Here is a 24,309-nt window from a genome sequence, read left to right as displayed (position 1 = left end):
ATTTTTTAGAATGATGCACTAACACCAAAACTGAAGGTTCTTGTTTTTGGATAATAATTATTGTTATCGATACCCGGAGTTAAACCACCGATGTTAATTTCAGGGTCTATACCGGTATAATTTGTAATTACAAAAAGATTATTTGCGGTTACGTACAACCTAATTGCTTTAATTGAAGGTGTTTTTGGTTTAATGGTATAACCAACGGTTGCATTATCTAAACGCAGGTAAGAACCACTTTCCAGAAAACGATCTGAAATTAGGTATGCATTAATATCGTTAAATGATTCTCCTAAAGTAAACCTTGGAATATTTTGAAGTTTAGCATCAGCAGGGTTATTTAATGATGCGGCTGTTGCATTTAAAATTTTGTTACCCAACACGCCACGAACAAGGAAGTTTAAATCCCAGTTTTTGTAACTGAAACTGTTCGCCCATCCATAAATTAATTTTGGTTGTGCATCACCAGCAATTTTCGCATCAGTTGTTAATGGCTGTGTAGCAATAGTTTGTCCGGCTGCGTTAATGTATGTACTTACACCCGCAGCATTTTTGCCTGCATAATTCCATAAGTTAAATGTACCCAAAGCGTATCCTGGTTGTATCAGCTGACTGAAATTTCCTGATTGACCTTTACCGCCTAATTGTGCGGTTTGGATTGCTGAAATTTTATAAAAATCATCAGATAGTGTTTCTACTACGTTTTTATTGTGCGCAATATTTGGCGAGGTTGTCCATCTGAAATTGTCTGTTTTAACCGCTACAGCGTTTAATGAAAACTCGATACCTGTATTTTTGATTTTACCAACATTTGCTGTAATGGTTGGTAAGAAGTATTGAGTTGTCGAAACTTCATAACGATCATAAATTAAATCAGAAGTTTGTTTTACATAAAAATCTACCGAACCGGTTATTCTATCTTTAAACAAACCAAAATCTAAACCGATATTTGTTGTAGCCGTACTTTCCCATTTTAAATCGGGATTTTCATTTCTAACCGGACCAATTGCATTGCTGATGTTGCCGTTGTTTAAAAATTTATTGCTTCCGGAAAGTGTACCGTAAATTAGTAAAGAAGAAAAAGCATCGAAACCTAAACTATTACCCGAAACGCCATAACCAGCACGAAGTTTTAAATCACTAAATACAGGAACAGCTTGCATAAAATCTTCACCAATAATTCTCCAACCTGCAGAAACAGCCGGAAATAAGCCCCAACGGTTGTTTCTACCAAACGCAGAAGAACCATCATTTCTTAAAGAAGCCTGGAATAAATATTTTTCATTATAGTTATACTGAACCCTTCCATAATACGAAATTAATCTTAACGTAGAAATTGGCGCATTGTTAAAGGCAATTTGCGAAAGTAAAGTTGGGTTAGAAAGGAAAAGGTTATTGTAACCTAAATTATCGTTAGAGAAATTCTGTGTGGTAACACCGAAACCATCATTGGTTCTATCTTCTTGCCACGAATATCCACCCAATAATTTCAAACTGTGTTTACCAAAAGTTCTGTCGTAATTGAAGTAACCTTCCAAAACCTGACTTTTGTTTAATACATCAATTTTTTGTGCTTGTCCGTTAACACCTCTGGCCAAACCCGATTGACTATTTAAATAGGTGCTGTAATTGTTCTGGTCACGCTGAGATGAAACACTAGCCGTAAACTTCAAACCATCGATAATGTTCACCTGAGCCATACCGTTAATTAAGGTTTTGTTATTCAGGTTATCAATATTGTTGTTATCTACAATTGATAACGGGTTACGTGTACCACTTCCTGTACGGTTATAGTTTTCTTTATATGTACCATCAGCATTGAAAGGACTTACCGTTGGTAGATAGAAAAGCATATTTGGTAAAGCCTGAGATTGGTAAATATCTGAGCTTTTTGAATTGCTATTGGTAATGGTTAAACCAAGTTTTAATCTATCATTGAAAAATTTCTGATTTAAATACCCCCTAACAATGGTTCTTTTTAAAGATGTGTTTTTTAAAATTCCTTTGTTATCTAAGTAGTTTACACTTGCACCATAATCTGATGACTGACCAGAACCACCATAAGAAATGTTGTGGTTTTGCGAATAACCAGTTCTTTCTAATAACGATTGCCAGTTGGTGTCAGAACCATCATCATCAATCGCGTTTAAAGCTTGTTTATTATCAGCAAGATATTGTCTTAATTCAGGAGCGGAAAGCATATCGTATTTTTTTGATACCTTTTCTACCGCGGCATACCCATTGTAGGATAAACGAGCCTGACCATTTTTTGAGCGTTTAGTAGTTACGATAATTACACCGTTTGCAGCTCTCGAACCATAAATTGCAGTTGAAGAAGCATCCTTTAAAATATCAATGTTTTCGATATCAGAAGGTGCAAGTAAATCAATAGATGCACCAGGAACGCCATCAATAACATAAAATGGTTCTTGTGCTGCGCCTTCACGTAACGTAGATGGTCCGCGTAAAATGGTAGAAGGCTTTGCATTAGGGTCGCCACTTTTGGTAACATTTAAACCCGCAACCTTACCTTGTAAAAGCTGTGCCGGGTTAACTAAAACACCTTGGTTAAATTCTTCTGCATTTATCGAAGTAATAGCACCTGTTAAATCCTTTTTGTTGGCTGTACCATATCCAATTACTACAACATCTTTTAAGGTTTGATTATCAGGCATAATAGTAACATTAATATTGGTTTGAGTTCCAATAATAATTTCTTTGGATACGCCACCCAACATAGAATAAACAAGCACATCGTCACTTTTAGCCTGTATGCTGTAGATACCATCGGTATTTGTTGATGTTCCGGCGGTGCTACCTTTTATCCTAACGGTAACGCCAGGAACAGGTTGATTCGTTTCGTCTGTAACCTTACCGGTTATTGTTTTGCTGCTTTGAGCGAGAACATTAAATGAAAAGAGAAGAAGGAATATAGCAAGACACTGCCATTTTCCGATTGACAACAAATAATTGAATTTGTAATTTTGTTTCATGAATGATTAGTTATGGATGTTTTTGGAATACACACCTCTGGAAACCAATAATTATATCAAATTGGCTCTTCGAATGCGCCACAAAGATGAACCTGTCGGGTTATAAATTCAGTCAGATAAAATTATCAAATTGTTAAAAAAAGGCTTTGTGTTTAAATAGAATGTTAACTGATAATATCTGAATCGATATTTAGCAAAATTTAATTAAACTCAACTTAGAAGAATCGGAGATAAATGTACCGAAGAAATGGGAAGATATTAGCCTTAAAAATATTTACCGTTTTACAACAATAAGATTACAAAATATTATTTTTAATATCATAGAAATAAATGTTTATCGGCTGTTATCTTTGATTATGGCTAAACTTCCCAAAGATTGGAAATTTAGGCATTTTGTAAATCCCTATGAAAGAAATTGTCGATATTCTTAGCGCTTACCAAAAATCAGTTACTGAAAACAAAAAATCGGCACTGGCAACAGTTGTAAAAGTAGAAGGATCATCCTATAGAAGACCAGGTGCAAGAATGCTGGTTACTGAAGATGGTATGCTAACTGGTGCGATAAGTGGAGGCTGTCTGGAGGGTGATGCGCTTAGAAAAGCATTGTCGGCAATTCATCAGCAGGAAAATAAATTGGTAACCTATGATACAACTGACGAAGATGATGCCAAATTTGGCGTACAGCTTGGATGCAACGGTATTGTTCATATTCTTTTCGAACCTATTTTTGAGCATGATAAGTTAAACCCAATTGAGCTGTTAAAAGTAGCAAATGGATTTAGAGAAAACTGCGTAATTACAACACTTTTTTCACTCGAAAGCAAGAATCAACCTGGTTCACTAATGTTATTCAGGGAAAGAGAATCTATGGAAAAGACTCCCACAGAAATTTCTGGCGTACTTAAAAATGATGCATTTGATGTCCTGAAACTTAAGTTATCCCGATTTGAAACCTATACCATCGATGGTGAAAATTTTGATGCTTTCCTTGAATTTATTCCGCCACCCATTCAATTAGTTATTGCTGGTGCAGGAAATGATGCACAACCTTTGGCAGAAATAGCTAATATTTTAGGTTGGGAAATTATTGTAGTCGATGGTCGTCAAACCCATTGTAATACACAAAGATTTCCTAATGCGAAAAAAATTTTAGTAGCAAAACCCGATCAAGTTTTAACACAAATAGAAATAGACCAGCAAACTGCATTTGTTCTGATGACTCATAATTACAATTACGATACCGAACTGCTTAACATTTTGATAGCAACAAATGCACCATATATCGGCACTTTGGGGCCAAAAAAGAAATTAATTAGAATGCTTGAAGAATTGGGGCAAAGTGAATATCTTCAACGGGTAAATGGCCCAATCGGATTAGATATTGGTGCAGAAACTGCTGAAGAAATTGCAATATCTATCGTGGCAGAAATTAAAACTATTTTTTCAGGTGCATCGGCAGTTATGCTCAAAGAAAAAAAAAATCCTATCCACTTTTATCAGCTTAAAAATAATTAATGCGTACAGCAATTATTATATTGGCCGCAGGAAATTCAAGCAGGTTGGGAAAACCCAAACAACTGCTCCACTTTAATGGAAAAACATTATTAGATATTGTAACTGATGAAGCTTTAAAAACAGAATTTTGGCCGGTAGTTGTAGTCCTTGGCGCATACCTAAATGAAATAAAGCAAATACATAACAATCCTAAGGTAATTTATACTGTTAATGAAAATTGGAAAACTGGCATGTCATCAAGCATTGGTGTAGGTTTAACGGTTCTTTTAAATGAATCGCCAGATATTGACAGTGTAATTATAACTGTCGCCGATCAGGTTTATATTACCTCAGAAATATTTGAAGCACTTAATAACCGATATCAATCTGAAAATAAAAATATCGTTACTTCTACCTATTCTCAAACAACCGGTACACCAGTATTGTTCAACAAGAAATATTTTAGTAAATTGTTAAACCTAAGCGGTTCTATTGGTGCAAAAGATTTAATAAAAAACAATATTAACGATACTGCCTCAATTGCTTTTGAACTTGGCAGCATTGATATTGATACTGAAACAGATTATAATAACCTAATTAACAATAAATGATAGCAGATTCGTTTGGAAGAGTGCATGATTATTTGCGAATATCACTAACCGATAATTGTAATTTGCGCTGCTTTTATTGTATGCCTGAAGAAGATTACGACTTTACTCCAGCTTCTAGATTAATGCAACCAACTGAGGTACTGGCGCTGGCTAAAACGTTTGTTGCGCAAGGTGTAAAAAAAATTCGACTCACAGGTGGTGAGCCATTGGTACGTAAAGATGCTGCAGAAATTATTTTAGGCCTCGGAAAACTTCCAGTAGAACTTGTAATTACAACAAATGGAACTCGTATTGCAGAAATGCTTCCTGTTTTGATAGAAGCCGGAATAAAAACCATTAACATTAGTCTAGACACTTTGGAGCCAAATAAATTTTTGCTCATTACAAGACGCGATGTTTTCCATCAGGTAAGAAGTAATATAGAATTATTGCTTCAGCACAAAATAACTGTAAAAATAAATATGGTTGTGATGAAAGGCCTTAATGATGACGAAATAAAAGACTTCATCGATTGGACAAAGCACAATCCGATTCAAATAAGATTTATAGAATTTATGCCTTTTGCGGGCAATAAATGGACAAGCAATAAAATGTTCTCACTACAGGAAATTCTCCAACTTATAGAGAAAGACTTTATTGTTTTGCCTGTAAAATCGGCTCCAAACGATACGGCTAAAGGTTTCATGATACCAGGCCATGAAGGGTCATTCGCAATTATAAGTACCATGACAGCTCCATTTTGCAGTACCTGTAACAGAATGCGCTTAACAGCAGATGGGAAGTTAAAAAACTGCTTATTTTCTGTTGGTGAAACAGATTTACTAACCGCACTTCGGGCAGGTAACGACGTACTCCCACTTATAAAAGCTTCAATATGGGCAAAGGAAAAAGAACTCGGCGGGCAATTAGGCAAACATTTCGAAAGCCTGGATGCTGAAACACTTACAAATAGAAGTATGATTACAATTGGCGGCTAATTACATGATAACAGTAAAACAGGCAAAAGAATTAATTACCATAAATACCGTAAAACTTGTTCCTGTAATACGACCAATAGCACTGGCTTATAACCATATTTTGGCGGCTAATGTATTCGCAATTTGCGATATTCCTGCTTTCAAACAATCATCAATGGATGGTTACGCTATAAAATTTACAGACAGAAAAGAACCGCTGGAACTGGTTGGAGAAATGGCTGCCGGAACCTCAAAAAATATTGAAATAAAAAACGGGCAGGCCAGCAGGATATTTACCGGAGCACCTTTACCTACTGGTACAGACACCGTTGTTATGCAGGAAAAAATAGCGATACAAAACGGCAAACTAATCATAAATGATGAAAATCTTAAACCAGGTTTAAATGCCAGAAATAAAGGCTCTGAGATTGAAACTGGAGACCTTGCAATGCAAAGCGGCAACTATTTAACTCCCGCAGCAGTGGGTTTTTTAGCAGGAATCGGCATTACCGAAGTTTCTGTTTACCCAATGCCGTCAGTTTCTATAATTCTAACAGGAAAAGAACTTTTAAAACCTGGAAAACCTTTAGGTTTCGGTCAGGTTTACGAATCTAATTCATATTCTTTAAATGCCGCCATAATGCAGCTAGGAATTACAAATATCGAAATATTCGAAGCCGATGATGACTTGGCGATTTTAACCAATGTACTGAAAACAGCATTAGAAAAAAGTGATGTTGTTTTATTAACTGGGGGTGTTAGTGTTGGCGATTATGATTTTGTGTTAGAAGCATCTCGCTTATGTGGTATAGAAAAAATATTTCATAAAGTGAAACAGAAACCAGGCAAACCCTTATTTTTCGGCAAATTAGATAAAAAACTGATTTTTGGATTACCCGGAAATCCGTCATCTGTTTTGAGCTGTTTTTACAATTACGTTTTACCTGCTCTTTCATCACTTGCCGGAAAAATTAATCCCATAAAAGAAATTGATGCAGAATTAACCAATGATTATAAAAAACCTTCGGGACTAACGCATTTTTTAAAAGGAAATCATCACCAAGGTAAAGTAACGCCCCTTGGCGCTCAAGAATCTTTTCGTTTAAGCTCTTTTGCCCAGGCAAATTGCTTAATAATTTTAAATGAAGAAGAAGAATTATTTGAAAAAGGTGACAGCGTTAAACTTTTATTACTACCCGAATAACACAGCAAAATGCAGGCAGAACTTTTACTCTTTTTCGGACTTCTATTTATTGTAGCATTTCTATACTCATCCGTAGGCCATGGTGGAGCCAGTGGCTATCTGGCATTAATGGCAATTTTTGCTATTTCTCCACTAATTATGAAGCCAACAGCACTATTGCTAAACCTCTTTGTTTCGTCTGTTTCTTTCATCCAGTTTTATAGAGGTGGGCATTTTAAATGGAAAATATTCTGGCCTTTTGCATTGGCTTCTATTCCGCTTTCCTTTGCAGGCGGAACTATGGCGATAGATAGTAACATTTACAAAAAAGTATTAGGCACACTGCTATTGATTCCTGTAATTCGTTTTTTCTTTTTCAAAAACACTGATCCGAAAGATTTTAAACCTGCAAATTTCGCACTATCATTAGTTATTGGTGGCATAATCGGATTACTTTCAGGTATGATTGGTATTGGTGGTGGCATTATCCTATCACCTATTCTTTTACTTTTAAAATGGACTGATCAAAAGCAAACCGCTGCAATTAGTGCTGCCTTTATTTTTGTAAACTCTGTAGCCGGTTTGGGTGGACAATTAGTAAAGGGAATTACTTTCAACAGCGATATGATTGGATATGTTGTTGTTGCTTTTGCAGGCGGATTATGTGGTGCATACTTTGGTGCGTTAAAGTTTCCTCAAACCATATTAAAGAACGTTCTGGCTTGTGTACTTGCACTCGCCGCTTATAAATTACTTTTCACTTATGCTTAATATGAAATATTTAATGCTGATTATTCTTTTCTTGTCTATCAAATTAAACGCACAGGAAAGCAAACAATTTACTATTGAAGGTAAAATAAAAAAAAACTTATCAATTGATTTACCATCTTTAAAAGAATTTAAAATCCTGAGTATCGATAGCATGGTTGTTTTAAATTATCTTCTGCAACGAAAAAGTAGCATCAAAAATATTAAAGGTGTTTTATTGAAAGATGTGCTTTCGAAAGTTGAGATTGAGGCAGAATCTCCAAAAAAACTAAGCGAATATTATATTGTCTGCACAGCCAAAGATAATTATAAAGTTGTTTTCTCCTGGAATGAGGTTTTTAACAACGAAACAGGAAAACATATTTTTATTTTGACATCCTTTGATGCAAATCCAGACAAAGAAGAAAAAGGAAACATCGCATTGATTTCGCCAACAGATGAAGCAACTGGCAGAAGATTTGTAAAAGGATTAAGTAAAATCAGTATACTTCAGGTAAATTAGCAACATGGAAATCGAGGTTATTAGTTTCGGGAAAATTGCTGAACTTATCACAACTAAAAAGTTGATATTGGATTTTATTTTGGATACAGATGATTTTAAGAAATACCTTGAAGAAACTTATCCAGAGTTGAATAACATAAAATATAAACTAGCCGTTGATAAGCAAATTGTACAAACAAACTGTAAGTTAAAGGATGGTTCGGTTGTTGCAATCATGCCTCCGTTTTCGGGAGGGTAAATTAATGTAGATGAGTGCAGAAAGGTACAATAGACAGATCATTCTAGAAGGATTTGGGGAATCGAATCAAAAAAAACTAGCAAACGCAAGCGTTTTGGTTATCGGTGCAGGTGGCTTAGGTTGCCCGGCATTGCTGTATCTTACAGCATCAGGCATTGGTAGAATCGGTTTAATCGATGGTGATGTAATATCCTTGAGTAATCTTCATCGCCAGATACTTTTTTCTACTGCAGATATCGGAAAACTTAAAGCGGAAACTGCTGCAAGAAAACTGGCAGAATTAAATCCCGAAATTTCGATTAAACCATATCCCTTTTATATTTCTCAAACCAACATATTAGATACCATTAAACCTTATGACTTTATTGTTGATGGCACTGACAATTTCGAATCTAAATACCTAATTAACGATGCTTGTGCACTATTAAATAAACCTTTGGTATTTGCTGCAGTTTCGGGATATGAAGGCCAATTAGCAGTATTCAATGTTGAGGATGGAAATAAAAATAAGACGAATTATCGTGATATTTTTCCAATTCAACCTAAAAAAGGAGAAATCCCTAATTGTGCTGAGAATGGCATAATTGGCGTATTACCAGGAATAATTGGCACAATGCAAGCCGCTGAAATCATTAAATTGATTACCGGAATTGGCAAACCAATGGTAAATAAATTATTAAACTATAACTTATTGCAGCAATCATTTTACGAAATAGATCTGATTGCTGCACCTGATAATGCTTATAAGATTCCGAAAGATGAATCTTCGTTTTTAAAAACAAATTTTGGCTATCCGAAGGATGATAAACATTACCGAGTGTTAGAAATAGATATAAAAGAACTTGAAAATCTTCAGAAAAAAGACTCAACAATTCTGATAGATGTGCGTGAAACTCATGAAATACCGAAGCTAAATTCTGCAAACTATAAGCAATTTCCAATGTCGGTTTTCGAAGACCTACTAGATCAGGAGATTAAAGAAAATAACATTGTATTGCTTTGCCAGCACGGAGTAAGAAGTATTGCAGCGGCAGAATATCTTCATGAAAAGTACGGTATTAATAAAAATATTTATAGCTTAAAAGGTGGTATTATCCGCTGGAAAAACTTTTTTACATCCTAATTAATATGACGGAAAAGAAAATTAAAAATATTTTTGTTAATGGTGCCATCAGTTCTGCTTTTATAGCGGATAGTATAGCAAAACATAGTTCAAAAAAAGAAATTGGCGGTCATAGTATATTTTTGGGGCAGGTTAGAGCAGACGAAATTGAGGGAAGATTAGTTTCTGCAATTGATTATACAGCTTATGAAGATGTGGCTTTGGAGCAGATGCATAAAATCAGAGCCGAAATTTTCGAAAAATATCCCTTAACCTGCATGCACATTTATCAATCTTTAGGTACAATAAAGGCTGGAGAAATCTGTCTGTTTGTTTTTACTTCTTCATCACATAGAAAGCCTGCAATGCATGCTTGTGAAGAAGTTGTAGAACGTTTAAAAGCAGAACTGCCAATTTGGGGCAAAGAGATTTTTGAAAATGGAACACATCAATGGAAAGAAAATAAATAATATGGTTAACATCACACATAAATCAAATACGCTTCGAATTGCTATAGCAACAGCAACCGTTAAGGTTTCGAAGAAAGAAACCATTGCCGCCGTTGAACAAAGAAAAGTACCCAAAGGCGATGTATTTGAATTTGCCAGAGCTGCAGGGCTATTGGGGGTAAAAAAAACCAGTGATGTTATTCCTGATTGCCATCCATTGCCTGTAGAATTTACATCGATAACCTATGAAATAAAAGATTTAACGATTATAATTTCGGTAGAAGTACATACAATTTATAAAACCGGTGTTGAAGTTGAAGCTATGCATGGCGCATCAGTTACTGCGCTAACCATATACGATATGCTGAAACCAATTGATAAAGGGGTTGAAATTGAATCAATTCGACTAGAAAAAAAATCAGGTGGAAAGAGCGATTTTAATAAACTCGATTATGCGCATTTAAAAGCTGCTGTTATTGTTTGTTCAGACACAATTTCGGCAGGAAAAGGAGAAGATAAGTCAGGAAAAGCAATCATTTCCAAACTCGAATCTTTTGGTATTGAAACAGCATTTTATGAAGTTATCCCGGATGATTTTAATTTGATTCAGAAAAAAGTAAAAATATTAACTCCAGAAGTAGGGCTTCTAATTTTTACAGGTGGAACTGGTTTATCTCCAAAAGATGTAACTACCGATGCAATATCGCCTTTAATAGAAAAATCTATAGATGGCATTATGGAAACTGCCAGACGCTACGGACAGGAGCGCATGCCTTACGCAATGCTATCAAGAAGTGTAGCAGGATTAATCGGAAACACTTTAGTTCTAACATTTCCAGGCTCGGTAAAGGGTGCGAAAGAAAGCATAGATGCACTTTTTCCACAGGTTTTACATGTTTTTAAAGTTATCAGGGGCGAAAGGCATTAATATCTGTAATATTTTTGATTTGATAAAACCATAGCTTCAATTCTATGTTTAGTTTAAAAATTACCTGCTAATCAATATCTTAAGAGTTGTTTAAACTAATAAAACAGAAGCATGAGTCAAAATAATACCAAACTCACAGAGGAAGAAAAAAGGCTTTTCGGCGAACTCATGCCCGAAGAGTTAGATGAAATTATTCAATCTGGTTTAAACAGACGACATTTCATGAAATTAATAGGCCTTGCTTCTGCAGGCTTATTGGCAAGTCACCTTATTGGTGCAGAACAGCTCTTTGCCAGGGCAATTGATATGGAAATCGAGGATTTGAATCCTATGGCGGTAGAAAATGGTGTTACTGTAAATTTCAAAGTTAATTCTATAGAGAAGAAAGTACTTATCGATTCAAGAACAACCTTACTTGATACACTCCGTGAGCGATTAGGATTAACAGGCTCTAAAAAAGGGTGCGATCATGGCCAGTGTGGTGCTTGTACTGTTATTGTTGATGGGAACCGTGTGCTATCTTGCCTAACCCTGGCCGCAACCTGCGAAGGGAAATCGGTGATTACCATAGAGGGTCTTGCGAAAAACAATGAACTAAATCCAATGCAATCTGCTTTTTTAAAGCATGATAGTTTTCAATGTGGATTTTGTACACCTGGTCAAATTTGTTCTGCAGTTGCATTAATGAAAGAAGCGAAAGAAGGACAAGCAAGCTATGTAACACACAATATAAGAGAAACTGTAACAGGTATTGCGCTTTCTGATGATGAAATAGCAGAACGGATGTCGGGGAATATTTGTCGTTGCGGCGCCTATCCAAATATTGTAGCTGCAATTAAAGAAGCACAAACAGGAAAAAATATTGAACAAACCTGGCTTTTTGCAGGCTAGAATTTAAAGATGAAACGATTATGAGACCATTCAAATTTACCAACACAACAACTAGTTATGCAGCCATAAATCTTTTAGATAAAAATCCTAATGCAAGCTTTTTAGCAGGTGGTACAAATTTGCTCGATTTGATGAAAGAAGATGTGGAAAGACCTGATGAACTTATTGATATAACCAGACTAGACCTAACATCAATTTCATCTATTACAACCGGTACAAATTCTCGAGGCGTTTCTATTGGTGGGCTTGGCAAAAATACAGATGCTGCTAATCATCAGTTGATAAGAAAAAACTATCCATTATTAACGAAGGCAATTTTGGCGGGTGCCTCTGCCCAAATAAGAAATATGGCCACAAATGGTGGCAATCTATTACAAAGAACACGCTGTTCTTATTTTTACGATACAGCAATGCCATGTAACAAAAGGATGCCTGGTACAGGTTGTGGCGCAATGGACGGCTTTAACCGGATGCATGCAATATTTGGCTGGTCTGACAATTGTGTTGCTGTTTATCCATCTGATATGGCAGTTGCATTATCTGCTCTGAATGCAAGCATAAATGTAATGCAGCAAGATGGAAAAATAAGATCGATTGCTATTAATGATTTTCATCGATTACCTGAAACACATCCAGAAAAAGATAATGTACTTAATCGCGGTGAGCTGATAACTTCAATAGAACTACCTAAAAATAATTTTGCTGCGCACGCCGCATATGTAAAAGTCCGTGATAGAAATTCATACGCTTTCGCTTTAGTTTCAGTTGCTGCCGGGTTAGTATTAGATGGCAATAAAATTGTTTCCGCACATATTTCTATGGGCGGTGTAGCGCATAAACCCTGGCAAGCCTTAAAAGCTGAAGCGATATTAAAAGGAAAAACAGCAACGCTGACTAACTTTAGGTTGGCAGCCGAAGCAGAAATGAGCGAGGCTAAGCCTTTATCTCATAATAAATTTAAAGTCGGGTTAGGGATAAATACGATTATCAGCGCTTTGGAAATGGCGTTGAAAGGAACCGATTTTAAGGCTTAACTTATCGCCAAACTAACATGGAAGAAAAAAACAAATCGATTGGAAAAGCCGTTAACAGGATTGATGGGATACTAAAAATTACAGGAAAAGCTACCTATGCAACGGATTATCCTGCAAAAAACATGGCTTATGCTGTTCTGTTTAAAAGTACAATTGCATCTGGTACAATTACCAACATCGATGTATCAGAAGCAGAAAAGTCTCAGGGCGTACTTGCAGTGATTACACATAAAAATGCACCTAAATTAAATTTAAAAGGTGGCCTACGTGGTGGCGCTTTACTTCAAAGCCCTGAGGTTTATTTTTACGGACAACATATTGGAGTTGTAGTTGCAGAAACCTTTGAACAGGCAACACATGCAGCTCACCTGGTAAAGGTTGAGTATCAGAAAAAAGAAGAGAAAATAGATTTTGATAAATTAGCACCATTGGCAGTTTTGCCACAAGGAAAAGAGTTGGCAGATTTAATTCGCGGTGATGCAAAAGGTTCGATTAAAGAGGCTGCCGTAAAAGTAGAAGAAACCTATGAAACCCCAATAGAGCACCATCATCCAATGGAACCACATTCTACTGTGGCTGTTTGGGAAGGTGAAAACGTAGTTCTATATAATGGTTCACAAGTAATAAATGGTGCTCAAACTTCAGCAGCGGCAACTTTAAACCTTAAGCCAGAACAAGTAAGAATAATATCACCTTATATTGGTGGAGGTTTTGGCTCTAAAGGTGGACAATGGGCTAACCTGGTTTTAACTGCTGTTGCGGCAAAAATTGTAAACAGGCCTGTAAAACTTGCGCTAACCCGTCAGCAAATGTTTAATTCTGTCGGCTTACGACAAAGAAATAAGCAAAAAATAAGTTTAGGTGCAACAATTGATGGAAAGCTAATCAGCCTTGCGCATGAAACCACTACACACACTGCTGTAGATAGCGAATATATAGAGCCATGTGGTGATTGTTCTAAAATAATGTACGAAACACCAAATTCTTTGATTTCTTACCGGGTTGTTCCGATGAATATAATTTTACCAACTTACACACGTGGTCCGGGAAAATCTACCGGTAGTTTTGCACTTGAGTCTGCAATGGATGAACTTGCTTATAAGCTGAATATGGATCCGATTGAATTGCGTTTAAAAAATCAACCGGAAAAAGACCCGTCTAATGGAAAACCATGGTCTTCGAGAAAAGTAATTGAATGTTTAAAAGAAGGTGCAAAAGCTTTTGGTTGGGAAAAACGGAAGTCAAAGCCAGGAGAAAATAAAATTGGAAATCATTTAATTGGCTATGGCGTTGCTTGTGGCACTTATCCTGCCAGGCAAAGAGACAGTTCAGCGGTGATAAAGTTAAATCGATCTGGCAATGTGGTTAATGCAATTGTAGAAATTGCAGCTTCAGATTTGGGAACTGGTACAAATACAATATTGGCACAAACCGCAGCTGATGGTCTTGGTCTTTCGATGGAACGTATAACTGTTAAAATTGGAGATTCTAATTTGCCACCTGCAGCAGGTTCTGTGGGTTCAGTTGGTGCTGCAAGTTTTGCAAATGCAGTTAATGATGCCTGTATTAAAATTACTAACGAGCTTTTAGTTAAATCTAACAAAAAATTCTTTGTTCGCCCTACGGCCAGCCAACTCATGATTTCTGAAAATATAAACGATTTCGAAACCCGTGCAGATGCCAAACCACCAAAAGAAGCAGAGCAACATTCGGCACATAGCTTTAATGCAAATTTTGCTGAAGTTAGCGTAAATGTCTACACAGGCATGGCAAAAGTTACCCGCTTCTTAGCTGTAACAGGTGCAGGAAAGATATTAAATCCTAAAACCGCTCGTTCGCAGATTATTGGAGGAAATATTTGGGGAATAGGAATGGCATTAAGCGAAGAATCAATTATCGACCCAAGATGGGGTAATTTTGCCACTCGTTCTTTTGGTGATTACCATGTACCAACAAATTTTGATATCGGTAAACTTGATGCTATGTTCATTAATGAGGAAGATAAAATACCTAATAAAATGGGGATAAAAGGCATTGGAGAGGTTGGAATTGTTGGCGTGGCGGCAGCAATTGCAAATGCGGTATTCAATGCTACAGGTAAGCGTATAAGAACGTTACCAATTACACCTGATAAGTTAATTTAAAAAGCTGAAACAATTAGCCGAGTAGTAACAGCTAAATTCACTAAAAAATTTTGTCTCATCTTTGAAGTGTTTATTATATTTAAATCATGAACAAATTTTACCTATCCGAAATTTATATTTATCCAATAAAATCTTTAGGCGGTATAAGTGTTAATGAATGTCTAATTGAAAAAAAGGGTCTTCAATATGATAGAAGATGGGTATTAATAGATAAAGAAGGTACATTTATTACCCAAAGAAAATATCCACTGCTGGCATTACTACAGGTAAGTATTGTAGAAGATAAAATTATCGTATCGCATAAAGAAAATCCAAATAATAGCACTTCTTTTGATATATTGCAACACAAAGCAAAACTTATTCCGGTTGCAATATGGGATGACCTAACAAGTGGTTTTGAAGTAAATAATTTAGTAAGCGCCTGGTTTTCTGATTATATGAATATGCCGGTAAAGCTAGTGAAAATGTCTGAGCAAGAGAAGCGGATGGTTGATCCAAGGTATGCTATGAATAATGAAATTGTAAGTTTCGCCGATGGTTATCCTTGCCTTTTAATTGGCCAATCATCTTTAGATAACTTAAATAAAAAACTAGAAATTCCTATTTACATGGATCGATTTCGGCCAAATTTTGTATTTACAGGTGGCGAAGCTCATGTTGAAGATAGTTTCAAAGATTTTGAATTAAGTGGTGTATTATTCTCTGCAGTAAAGCCTTGCTCCAGGTGTGTACTTATTACGATAAATCAGCAAACAGGTATTAAAAGCTCTGAACCTTTGAAAACACTTTCGAAATACAGAACTACAAATAATAAAATTATGTTTGGCCAGAATTTGATTCATCAGGTTTCTGGAATCATCCACGTTGGTGATGAACTTAGAACCTGTTTAAAATTTATCTAATAATTTGTTAATGCTTCTTTTCGGCTGCAACATCGTTTAATATTTCGAGATAAGCTGGCCATCTCTGTAACATTTGCTTTGCTCAAAAAATAAAAGATAAACATTTCACAAGATAAATTTAAACAGGCTCTAAACAATAAAAAAATGCTTTAACCAACACCGTTTCTATATAAAATTAAAATTGTACTGTTTTAGAACAAATAAATTTGATAACTAAAATGTTACTTTGTATATTATATTTTTAATGATTTCCTATTGTTAATGATATTGAAAAATGAGTATAATTTATAAAAAGCCAGATGTAAGTGCAGTTGAAATGAGTGGTTTATCGGTACTATTGGCACTTTCCAAAACAATTACAGAAACGCAAATCTGCGAAATCTCCATTTCTCAACAGATTGATAGCGAATGGGAAAATAAATATCCTGAGAAAAAATTCAACGCTTACGAAAGCAGTTTAATTGGAATGGTACATAGTACCGGGCAAGTTTTTTGCTGCGAGGATATTCAAAATGATTTTACCAATGCAGAAGGAATAATAAACGAACGAAAGATCAATTTCTATGCAGGGTTTCCACTTGTAGATGAGCGAGGAAACATTTATGGTGTATTAAACCTGATGGATTTTCAAAAGAAAATATTAGCCAGCCATCAGCTACAATCTATGATTTTGTTAAGTGAAGAAATTTCTAGATTACTATCCATGCACCTTAAAAATCTAAATAATCCCGATAAAAATAAGCTTTTGAAGAAAGGCAAAGAAGCGACCTTACAATTTGAACAAATCTTAGACATTATTGGAGAAAATGAACTGCTCAAGTTTTTCTTCGATCATTCTAATGAACTTATTTGTTCTCATACTACTGAAGGTAATTTAATTACAGTTAACAATGCAGCCGCAGAAAACCTTGGCTACAGTGTTGAAGAATTATTAAGATTATCCCTTTTCGATTTAGTACCTCAAGCGGGGCATACACAATTAAGGCAGTATTTACAGAGCGTAATTACTAAAGGATTTGCCAGCGGGCAAATGTTGGTTGTAGGTAAGAATAAAAAAATAAGGGTATGGAAATATAGAAATATTTATATCCAAAATTTTAGCTCTTCTCCATATATCATAGGTAATGCTTTTGATATTACCGATCAACATTTAATAGAAAAGGACCTTAAGTTTACTCAGCAAATCCTTGAGCAAACAAATAAAGTTGCACGCGTGGGCGGATGGGATTTTGATATTAAGCTTCAGAAAATTTACTGGACAACAATGACCAAAGTAATCCACGAAGTGGATGATAGCTATATTCCAAACCTTACTACAGGAATTAATTTTTATAAAGCTGGCGAGAGCCGTGAAACAATTACTCGATCAATTGAAAATGCGTTAAAAACAGGTGCAGGTTTTGACCACGAGTTACAAATTATTACTGCTTTAGGAAATGATATCTGGGTTAGAGCTTTAGGAAATGCAGAATTTGAGGAAGGAAAATGCATTAGGCTTTTTGGTACTTTTCAGGATATTGATTCGCAGAAAAAATCATCAATAGCATTGGCTGAGGCAAAAAAAATGCTTGATAATGTACTAAAGTCAGCATCAGAGATTAGTATTATCGCTACTGATTTAAATGGCACCATTACACTTTTTAACAGTGGTGCCGAAATAATGCTGGGTTATGCAGCAGTTGAAATGATAGGAAAACATAATGTCGATATTGTACACGATGCTCAAGAAATGAAAAAACGTGAGCAAGAAATATCAATTGAAATTGGGCGTAAAATTGAAGGTTTTGAAGTTTTTACTGCAATGACAAAACTTAACAACTCTGAAAAGAGAGACTGGACTTATATTAAAAAGGATGGAACGAGACTCACCGTTTCTTTAGTAGTTACGCCGGTTAAAGATAGTTCAGACTTTATAGTTGGTTACCTGGGTATTGCAAATGACATTACACAAAGTAAAATTATGGAGACTGCTTTAGAGTCTCAACGAGCCCGGTTAACCGCTTTTGTGAAACATGCCCCTGCTGCAGTTGCAATGTTAGACAATAATATGAGGTACATTGCAGTAAGTAACCAGTGGATTGAAGATTACCGTATTGGTAAGCGAGAAGTACTGGGTTTATCACACTACGAAATCTTCCCCAACCTTGGTAGAAACAGACTCATCAGGCATCAAAATGTTCTTAACGGAGCTATTGAAAAAAAAGAAGAAGATATTTATATTGTTCCTGACTCTTTAGAAAAAAAATATATTTCCTGGGAAATGCGTCCATGGTTTAACGACCAAAAAATCGAAGGCATGATGATATTTACCAGAGATATTACTGAGATGGTTAAATACCGAGAAGATCTAAAACTAGCGAAGATTCAGGCAGAAGCTGCAAGTATCGCTAAGTCTGAATTTTTGGCCAATATGAGCCACGAAATCAGAACGCCGTTAAACGGAGTTATTGGATTTACAGATTTAATCTTAAAAACTAAACTAAACGATACACAGCATCAATACCTTTCTATAGCAAGCCAATCTGCAAATTCGTTGCTTAATATAATAAACGACATTCTGGATTTCTCTAAAATTGAAGCTGGCAAACTTGAATTGGATAATGAAAAATTTGATATTTACGAAATCATTTCCCAGTCATCAGAAATCATCGACTACCAGATTAAAAGTAAAGGACTCGAAATGCTGATTAACATCCCATTAGATTTTCCAAGATTTATATGGGGTGATTCAAATCGCTTGAAGCAGGTATTGGTAAATCTATTGGGAAATGCCGTAAAATTTACAAAACAAGGAGAAATAGAACTTAAGCTTGAATTGTTATCTTCATCTGAGCTCTTGTCTGAAATAAGATTCAGTGTAAGAGATACCGGGATAGGAATTCCTGACGATAAGAAAATAAGAATATTTAAGGCATTTTCTCAGGCAGATAACTCAACTACAAGAAAATATGGTGGTACGGGTTTAGGTCTTAATATTTCAAATAAACTTCTTAAATTAATGGATAGCAAACTCTGTTTAGTTAGCGAAGCCGATAAAGGAAGTACGTTTTACTTTGATGTAACACTAAAATCTGAAAGAGGAATAACAATCCAATGGGAAAATATTGGAGAAGTTAAGAAAATCCTTGTGGTCGATGACAATGCCAATAATAGGACAATTATTCACCAAATGCTATCTTCTCAAGGCATTAAATCTATCCAGGCGGCAACGGGCGAAGCTGCATTAGATATTATAAAGGCCGACGAAACAATCGATGTGGTATTAATGGATTACCAAATGCCTGGGCTTAATGGTATAGAAACAGCGGAAAATATAAGAATGGTAATGGCTAAAAATGGTAATGAATTACCAATAATTTTACTACATAGTTCTGCTGAAGATAGCTCAATACGAAAATCCTGCGAAAAATTGGATATCAGACAGCGTCTTTCCAAACCATTAAAGATTGAACAACTTCTTTCCGCTTTATCGCACTTAAAAATTAAAGACGTTGAAGATGAAAAGAATGATTCTTCATTATATAGTAAAACAAACAATACAAAGATTGATATCCTCGTTGCCGAAGATGATGACTTTAACATGTTCTTGATAACAACCATACTGCATGATATAATGCCTTTCGCCAATATAATAGAAGCCAAAAATGGTTTTGATGCGGTTAATATGGCCAAAGAAAAAATGCCTTCTATAGTTTTAATGGATATCAGAATGCCTGTAATGGATGGTTACCAGGCGACTAAAGAAATCCGTTTACTTACAAATGGAGGGCAATTGCCCATTATTGCCGCCACCGCAGGAAATGCAAAAAATGAAGAAGAACACTGCCTATCTTGTGGCATGAATGATTACTTAACAAAACCTTATAAAGAAGAACAAATTCTAGAGGTTTTAGAGAAATGGTTAGCACTATCATTCAATTAAAGAAATAAATATTTATCTCTAATTATAAAATCTGTACACAGTAGAGTTCTAAAAAGATTCGAAAAATTAATCAATAAATATTTTTGTTTATAGAAGCTTTAATTTGAAAAGCTTTAAATATAAATTGATTTATAATGCATTATCTTCCTGAGTGTTAATCACCAAATTCTAAATTATTAAAGCATATTTATAAACCATTTAAATTTTCTAAGATTAATCTATTAACTTGAGTTCGGTTAATAAAATGCCTTTTAGAATATAGTAGATTGTTTTATAAAAGCGGCCGTCATTTGCGAAGCTGGACTTGTGCGAGCTGAAAAATAGTTCCTACCTAAATAAATTGCTTCTTGCCTCCAAATGACGTAAACAATGCTTGGAACCCTGTTTTCAAGAAATATTAATCTAACTCTCAGGTTATTAGATTCACCAGATACTTACCCAGCCGCATAACCTTAGTAAATACCTGCCCTAATATTGATTTAAAAATCAGTAAACTATTTTAAACAGTTCATTAAATGCTATCTTTTTTAAAGTTATTTTATTTAAACTTTAGATTTAATGAAACGATATTGGAAACCAGACTTGTTGAGCGTGAATAGTGGCCATACCTTAGTTCAAGCATGTTCAATCTTTGCCAACCGAAAACACCTTTTGGCGGCGCAAATCTAATTCCTGCGCCATAAAAATCGCTGGTTAGAGTAGATAAGTCATAATCACTTGTAAAATATTGTTCGGATGGTGAATGTTGTCCGTAAGGTTGGAAATATTTAGTTCCTACCTGATTATTATAACGATAAAAAGGACTTATAGAAAAGAAGGAATTGATTTTAACAGGAATCTCAAGTTCTGCAGTATGAGCTCTTATCCCCCAATTATCCATATAATATCTGTAAAAAGTCCGAATTACGAAACGATCATTTAAAAAGTAATTCATCCTCAATCCAATAGGAAGTTTATAGCGTTTATCTGGTAAAGTTTCTGAACGCAATGAACCATCTGTAAAATAATCCCGCTGATATTTTGTTGCCAGCAAGCCTTTTTGGTAAGAAGGCTCCAATATTAAAGCTGCCTGAAACTTCTGATTAATTACTTGAGAGAGTGAGAAAGATGTGCTGAAAGAATTTCTTGGAGCAGTATCATATTGCTCCCCATTTCTTCCGGCATTTCCGGTTCTAAGCTCTATCGGCAATATTACCGTCCATTGATCTAAAAATGCCTGAAGTTTAAAATCAAACTGAGTATTTTTATCTTTTGATAACCGGGTTAAGTTAAATCCCGCACCCATCGACTGATAATCAAACTCGGTTGAGTAAGAACCTGTAAAACCAAAGGAATTGCCAGTATCTTCATTAGAGCGAGTCCAATTTAATGACGGATAAATACGTGTATCTGCTGCAGAAGCAGATGAAATTGTATTTGGATCAATTTTATCAGAAGAAGCTGATGTGTAATGATCAACGCCTAACTCGAAAACAAACGTGTTCTTTTTACCATTTTTATTAAACTTAGATAGCTGAAGATCGATGGTGTTTGCAAAATCGCTAAGTTTTTCAGTTCCAATCCCACCTGTTACTGCAGAATTATTGCCATCCTGGTGATAATAAGCAGAAACTAGATTAATCTCATCAATTTTTAGTTTACGAGATTGGTATTTGCTGCTATCTATTTTTGCAGGTTCAGGTCTGGTTTGAGCGTAGGTACTTAGTATACCGAAGTACATAAAAAGCACATGGAGATAAATTTTTCTCATTTTCTTTTTCTTATATTAGTTACAGCCGCAACCCCCACCGCTTTTACCACCGTTAGCACCAGAGGCTCCCTCGCGGTAAAGCTGAAAACTTTGCTCAAATTTTTGTGCCTTTCGGGCTGAAAGAATCATATCTGCATCATTCAACTTACTTTTCTGATAAGGTTTCACACTACTGCAAGCACTTAGCAAGCCGATAATGGAAAACCCGGTAATCAATGAAAGAAAAAATGTTTTGGAAAGTTTCATATTTATATCACATTAATATTGTTTGAGGTAAAAACCTTATCATTATCATCAATAACGATACAGGCTACTTGTTTAATTTGGTTAATAAGTTCCAGACCTATTTTAACACCCATTACAATTACCGGAGTTGCAAGCGCATCAGCAAGCTCTGCACTCGGACAAATTATACTCACACTCTTCACGCCACTCACAGGTAATCCGGTTTTCGGATCTATTGTGTGCGAATAGCGCTTTCCATCAATAGTTACAAATTTTTCGTAACTACCTGAAGTTGCTATGGCCATATCGCTTATCTTTAATGCAGAAAACGGTCTATCTGTTTGCCCAGGATCAGCTATACCTACCGTCCAGGGATGACCTCCAATTTGAGTACCCCAGGTAACCAGATCGCCAGCAGCATTTACAATACCACTTTCTATACCCATCTGCTGAAGAATCACTTTTGCCTTGTCTGCTGCATATCCTTTACCAATACCACCAAAACCAATACGCATGCCCTTGTTTTTTAAAAAAACAGTTGATTTTCTTTTGTCAAGAATAACATTCCGGTAATCTATAAGTCCAACCGAAGCTAATGCAGTCTGTGGGTCGGGCAAACTGGTCATCTTTGAATCGAAGTTCCAAAGGCGTTTATCTATAGAGCCATAAGTAATATCAAAAGCACCATCTGTAATTTCTGATATTCTGATAGAACGCTCGATAAGGTTGAGTACTTCTATTTCAACTTTTATTGGCTTAATTCCTGCATTTTCGTTTATACAGTTGGTTTGACTAAAATCGCTAAATGTTGTGAGCAGGGATTCAACACGCATAACCTCTTCTATTGCTGCATCTATTGCTAGCTTACCCAATTGTTCTGTTTCAGCGATTACGGTAAACTCAAATCGATTTCCCATGAGTTTCATTATCTGGTATACAGAAACAGGTTTTACCATCTTTATTTACTAGCTTTTAGGATTTCAATCTCTTTTATAAATGCTTCTGGTGTTTCATCAGGAAAACCATCCCAGCTTTTAAGTACTTTACCATTTTCATCAACTAAAACCGTATATGGAAACTTACCATCCTTATTATATAATTCTGCTAGCGATTCGTTTAGCTTAATCTGCTCTTTTGGAAGCTGATTTTTTTTCTGTCTGGGAAAATCAGCCCGCACCAATAAAAGATTTGCATCAGCATATTTTTCAAAGCTTTCTGATTCTAGAATTTCCTTACGCAGCCGGATGCACGGACCACACCAGTCAGAACCTGAAAAATTAATCAAAATCTGTTTATGCGTATCTTTAGCCTGCTTCTTTGCTTCTGAAAAATCCCCCATCCATATCGCAGGAATAGCATAAAGCCAGAAGATGATTACAAAAAGTAATTTCATATTTTAAGAATAAACTTTTAAACTGTTACCTGTTAATTGAGTATTATAAACTGTTAAGGAGCGTGTTGCTGGTCCATTTGTTACTGTACCCGATTCTGAAAAGGTTGCGCCATGATTAGGACAGTAAAAGCGGCTATTCGCCGATTGATAGGTAAGCGTATAGCTTTCGTGCGTACACGAACGCTGAACGGCAATGTATGTTCCTCCTTTCGTTTTAGCCACGATTACACCGTTAGAAATTAACGATCCACCATTACTTAGTAAGGCAGCATTAGCTGCAAGGCTAAGATCCAAGGTAAAATTAACTCCTGTTGGCCCTGTCATATCTGCAGAACTACTGCTGTTTGAATCTTTTTTACAACCAACACAATTTAATATGGCAAAGGCCGCGGCACTCATTCCAATACTATTAAGGAAATCTTTTCTGTCCATAATTTTTATAGTTAAAATAAGAAATATAATAAAATATCTAGCCAATGTGTTAATTGATAATCATTAATTATCAATAAGCACTAACTTTAAAATCTGAAAAATTCTATCTATAAAAAAAATTGAGTCCCATGCATTCCAATCTATTTTTCATTTCATGATATACAATGAAAAACAGTTTATTTGTAACAAAAATACAGATGAAGTCTGGAGACATTCTGTAGTTTTTGCGAAAATTTGTTAAATATTTGTTAATGATAATTTTATTGAGCCTAAATAAAAAAAGGTTAAGCCAGTCAGCTTTAAGCTTGTAATGTTATTAAAAGTATTTATACGTAACACATCGATCAAACTTGCGATAAGTACAAATGGCACCTTGTGCTGCCAACCAACAT

At 35.5% G+C, this 24,309-nt stretch carries 21 protein-coding genes; 15 read left to right on the top strand and 6 right to left on the bottom strand.

Annotation, left to right across the window (positions count from 1 at the left end; all coding sequences use genetic code 11):
- Positions 1 to 5: 5 nt before the first annotated feature.
- Positions 6 to 2,993, bottom strand: coding sequence for a SusC/RagA family TonB-linked outer membrane protein (locus IEV50_RS08890; RefSeq protein ID WP_188413208.1), 2,988 nt, complete (start codon positions 2,991 to 2,993; stop codon positions 6 to 8).
- Positions 2,994 to 3,398: 405 nt separating this feature from the next.
- On the opposite strand from IEV50_RS08890, the gene IEV50_RS08885 reads away from it, so the two are divergent.
- The 15 genes from IEV50_RS08885 (at position 3,399) to IEV50_RS08815 (ending at position 20,117) form a co-directional block, all read left to right on the top strand.
- Positions 3,399 to 4,508: an XdhC family protein gene (locus IEV50_RS08885; protein ID WP_188413206.1), complete on the top strand. Its 1,110-nt coding sequence runs from the start codon at positions 3,399 to 3,401 to the stop codon at positions 4,506 to 4,508.
- Entirely contained in the window at positions 4,508 to 5,098 is a 591-nt protein-coding gene (locus IEV50_RS08880) for a nucleotidyltransferase family protein (RefSeq protein ID WP_188413204.1), read from the top strand. Before IEV50_RS08885 ends, IEV50_RS08880 begins: the two co-directional genes overlap by 1 nt.
- Entirely contained in the window at positions 5,095 to 6,075 is a 981-nt protein-coding gene (moaA, locus tag IEV50_RS08875; protein WP_188413202.1) for a GTP 3',8-cyclase MoaA, read from the top strand. Before IEV50_RS08880 ends, moaA begins: the two co-directional genes overlap by 4 nt.
- Positions 6,076 to 6,079: 4 nt before the next feature.
- Complete coding sequence (locus tag IEV50_RS08870; RefSeq protein WP_188413199.1) at positions 6,080 to 7,258, top strand: molybdopterin molybdotransferase MoeA; 1,179 nt, start codon at positions 6,080 to 6,082, stop codon at positions 7,256 to 7,258.
- 9 nt (positions 7,259 to 7,267) lie between these two features.
- Positions 7,268 to 8,008 (top strand): sulfite exporter TauE/SafE family protein, encoded by a 741-nt coding sequence (locus tag IEV50_RS08865; protein ID WP_188413197.1) that lies wholly within the window; start codon positions 7,268 to 7,270, stop codon positions 8,006 to 8,008.
- On the top strand, positions 8,001 to 8,507 hold the full coding sequence (locus tag IEV50_RS08860) for a molybdopterin-binding protein (RefSeq protein ID WP_229746677.1): 507 nt from the start codon (positions 8,001 to 8,003) through the stop codon (positions 8,505 to 8,507). The genes IEV50_RS08865 and IEV50_RS08860 overlap by 8 nt, the downstream gene beginning before the upstream one ends.
- Before the next feature lie 4 nt (positions 8,508 to 8,511).
- Positions 8,512 to 8,745: a MoaD/ThiS family protein gene (locus IEV50_RS08855; RefSeq protein WP_188413195.1), complete on the top strand. Its 234-nt coding sequence runs from the start codon at positions 8,512 to 8,514 to the stop codon at positions 8,743 to 8,745.
- A gap of 10 nt (positions 8,746 to 8,755) precedes the next feature.
- Positions 8,756 to 9,868, top strand: coding sequence for a HesA/MoeB/ThiF family protein (locus IEV50_RS08850; protein WP_188413194.1), 1,113 nt, complete (start codon positions 8,756 to 8,758; stop codon positions 9,866 to 9,868).
- A gap of 5 nt (positions 9,869 to 9,873) precedes the next feature.
- A complete protein-coding gene (locus IEV50_RS08845) occupies positions 9,874 to 10,317 on the top strand; it encodes a molybdenum cofactor biosynthesis protein MoaE (RefSeq protein ID WP_188413192.1) in 444 nt (147 codons plus the stop codon).
- Positions 10,286 to 11,224, top strand: a complete 939-nt coding sequence (gene moaCB / locus IEV50_RS08840) for a bifunctional molybdenum cofactor biosynthesis protein MoaC/MoaB (RefSeq protein ID WP_188413190.1) — start codon at positions 10,286 to 10,288, stop codon at positions 11,222 to 11,224. The genes IEV50_RS08845 and moaCB overlap by 32 nt, the downstream gene beginning before the upstream one ends.
- 111 nt (positions 11,225 to 11,335) lie before the next feature.
- On the top strand, positions 11,336 to 12,115 hold the full coding sequence (locus tag IEV50_RS08835) for a (2Fe-2S)-binding protein (protein WP_188413188.1): 780 nt from the start codon (positions 11,336 to 11,338) through the stop codon (positions 12,113 to 12,115).
- Between the two features lie 20 nt (positions 12,116 to 12,135).
- A complete protein-coding gene (locus tag IEV50_RS08830) occupies positions 12,136 to 13,149 on the top strand; it encodes an FAD binding domain-containing protein (RefSeq protein ID WP_188413186.1) in 1,014 nt (337 codons plus the stop codon).
- A gap of 17 nt (positions 13,150 to 13,166) precedes the next feature.
- Positions 13,167 to 15,293 (top strand): xanthine dehydrogenase family protein molybdopterin-binding subunit, encoded by a 2,127-nt coding sequence (locus IEV50_RS08825; protein WP_188413184.1) that lies wholly within the window; start codon positions 13,167 to 13,169, stop codon positions 15,291 to 15,293.
- 86 nt (positions 15,294 to 15,379) lie between these two features.
- A complete protein-coding gene (locus tag IEV50_RS08820) occupies positions 15,380 to 16,195 on the top strand; it encodes an MOSC domain-containing protein (protein ID WP_188413181.1) in 816 nt (271 codons plus the stop codon).
- Between the two features lie 274 nt (positions 16,196 to 16,469).
- Positions 16,470 to 20,117, top strand: coding sequence for a PAS domain-containing hybrid sensor histidine kinase/response regulator (locus tag IEV50_RS08815; RefSeq protein ID WP_188413179.1), 3,648 nt, complete (start codon positions 16,470 to 16,472; stop codon positions 20,115 to 20,117).
- Positions 20,118 to 20,655: 538 nt separating this feature from the next.
- On the opposite strand, the gene IEV50_RS08810 is transcribed toward IEV50_RS08815, so the two are convergent.
- The 5 genes from IEV50_RS08810 to IEV50_RS08790 are packed head-to-tail and all read right to left on the bottom strand — an operon-like array spanning position 20,656 to position 23,917.
- Positions 20,656 to 21,867 (bottom strand): DUF3570 domain-containing protein, encoded by a 1,212-nt coding sequence (locus IEV50_RS08810; protein ID WP_188413177.1) that lies wholly within the window; start codon positions 21,865 to 21,867, stop codon positions 20,656 to 20,658.
- A gap of 15 nt (positions 21,868 to 21,882) precedes the next feature.
- Positions 21,883 to 22,113, bottom strand: coding sequence for a DUF4266 domain-containing protein (locus IEV50_RS08805; RefSeq protein WP_188413175.1), 231 nt, complete (start codon positions 22,111 to 22,113; stop codon positions 21,883 to 21,885).
- 2 nt (positions 22,114 to 22,115) lie between these two features.
- Positions 22,116 to 23,048, bottom strand: a complete 933-nt coding sequence (locus tag IEV50_RS08800) for an FAD:protein FMN transferase (RefSeq protein ID WP_188413173.1) — start codon at positions 23,046 to 23,048, stop codon at positions 22,116 to 22,118.
- A gap of 2 nt (positions 23,049 to 23,050) precedes the next feature.
- Positions 23,051 to 23,485: a thioredoxin family protein gene (locus IEV50_RS08795; protein ID WP_188413171.1), complete on the bottom strand. Its 435-nt coding sequence runs from the start codon at positions 23,483 to 23,485 to the stop codon at positions 23,051 to 23,053.
- Between the two features lie 3 nt (positions 23,486 to 23,488).
- Positions 23,489 to 23,917: a QcrA and Rieske domain-containing protein gene (locus IEV50_RS08790; RefSeq protein WP_188413169.1), complete on the bottom strand. Its 429-nt coding sequence runs from the start codon at positions 23,915 to 23,917 to the stop codon at positions 23,489 to 23,491.
- Positions 23,918 to 24,309 lie beyond the last annotated feature (392 nt).

The organism is Pedobacter mendelii (assembly GCF_014635725.1).
Lineage (GTDB): Bacteria > Bacteroidota > Bacteroidia > Sphingobacteriales > Sphingobacteriaceae > Pedobacter > Pedobacter mendelii.
The sequence above is the reverse complement of the archived record's forward strand: the minus strand, read 5'-3'. Positions and strand labels throughout refer to the sequence as shown.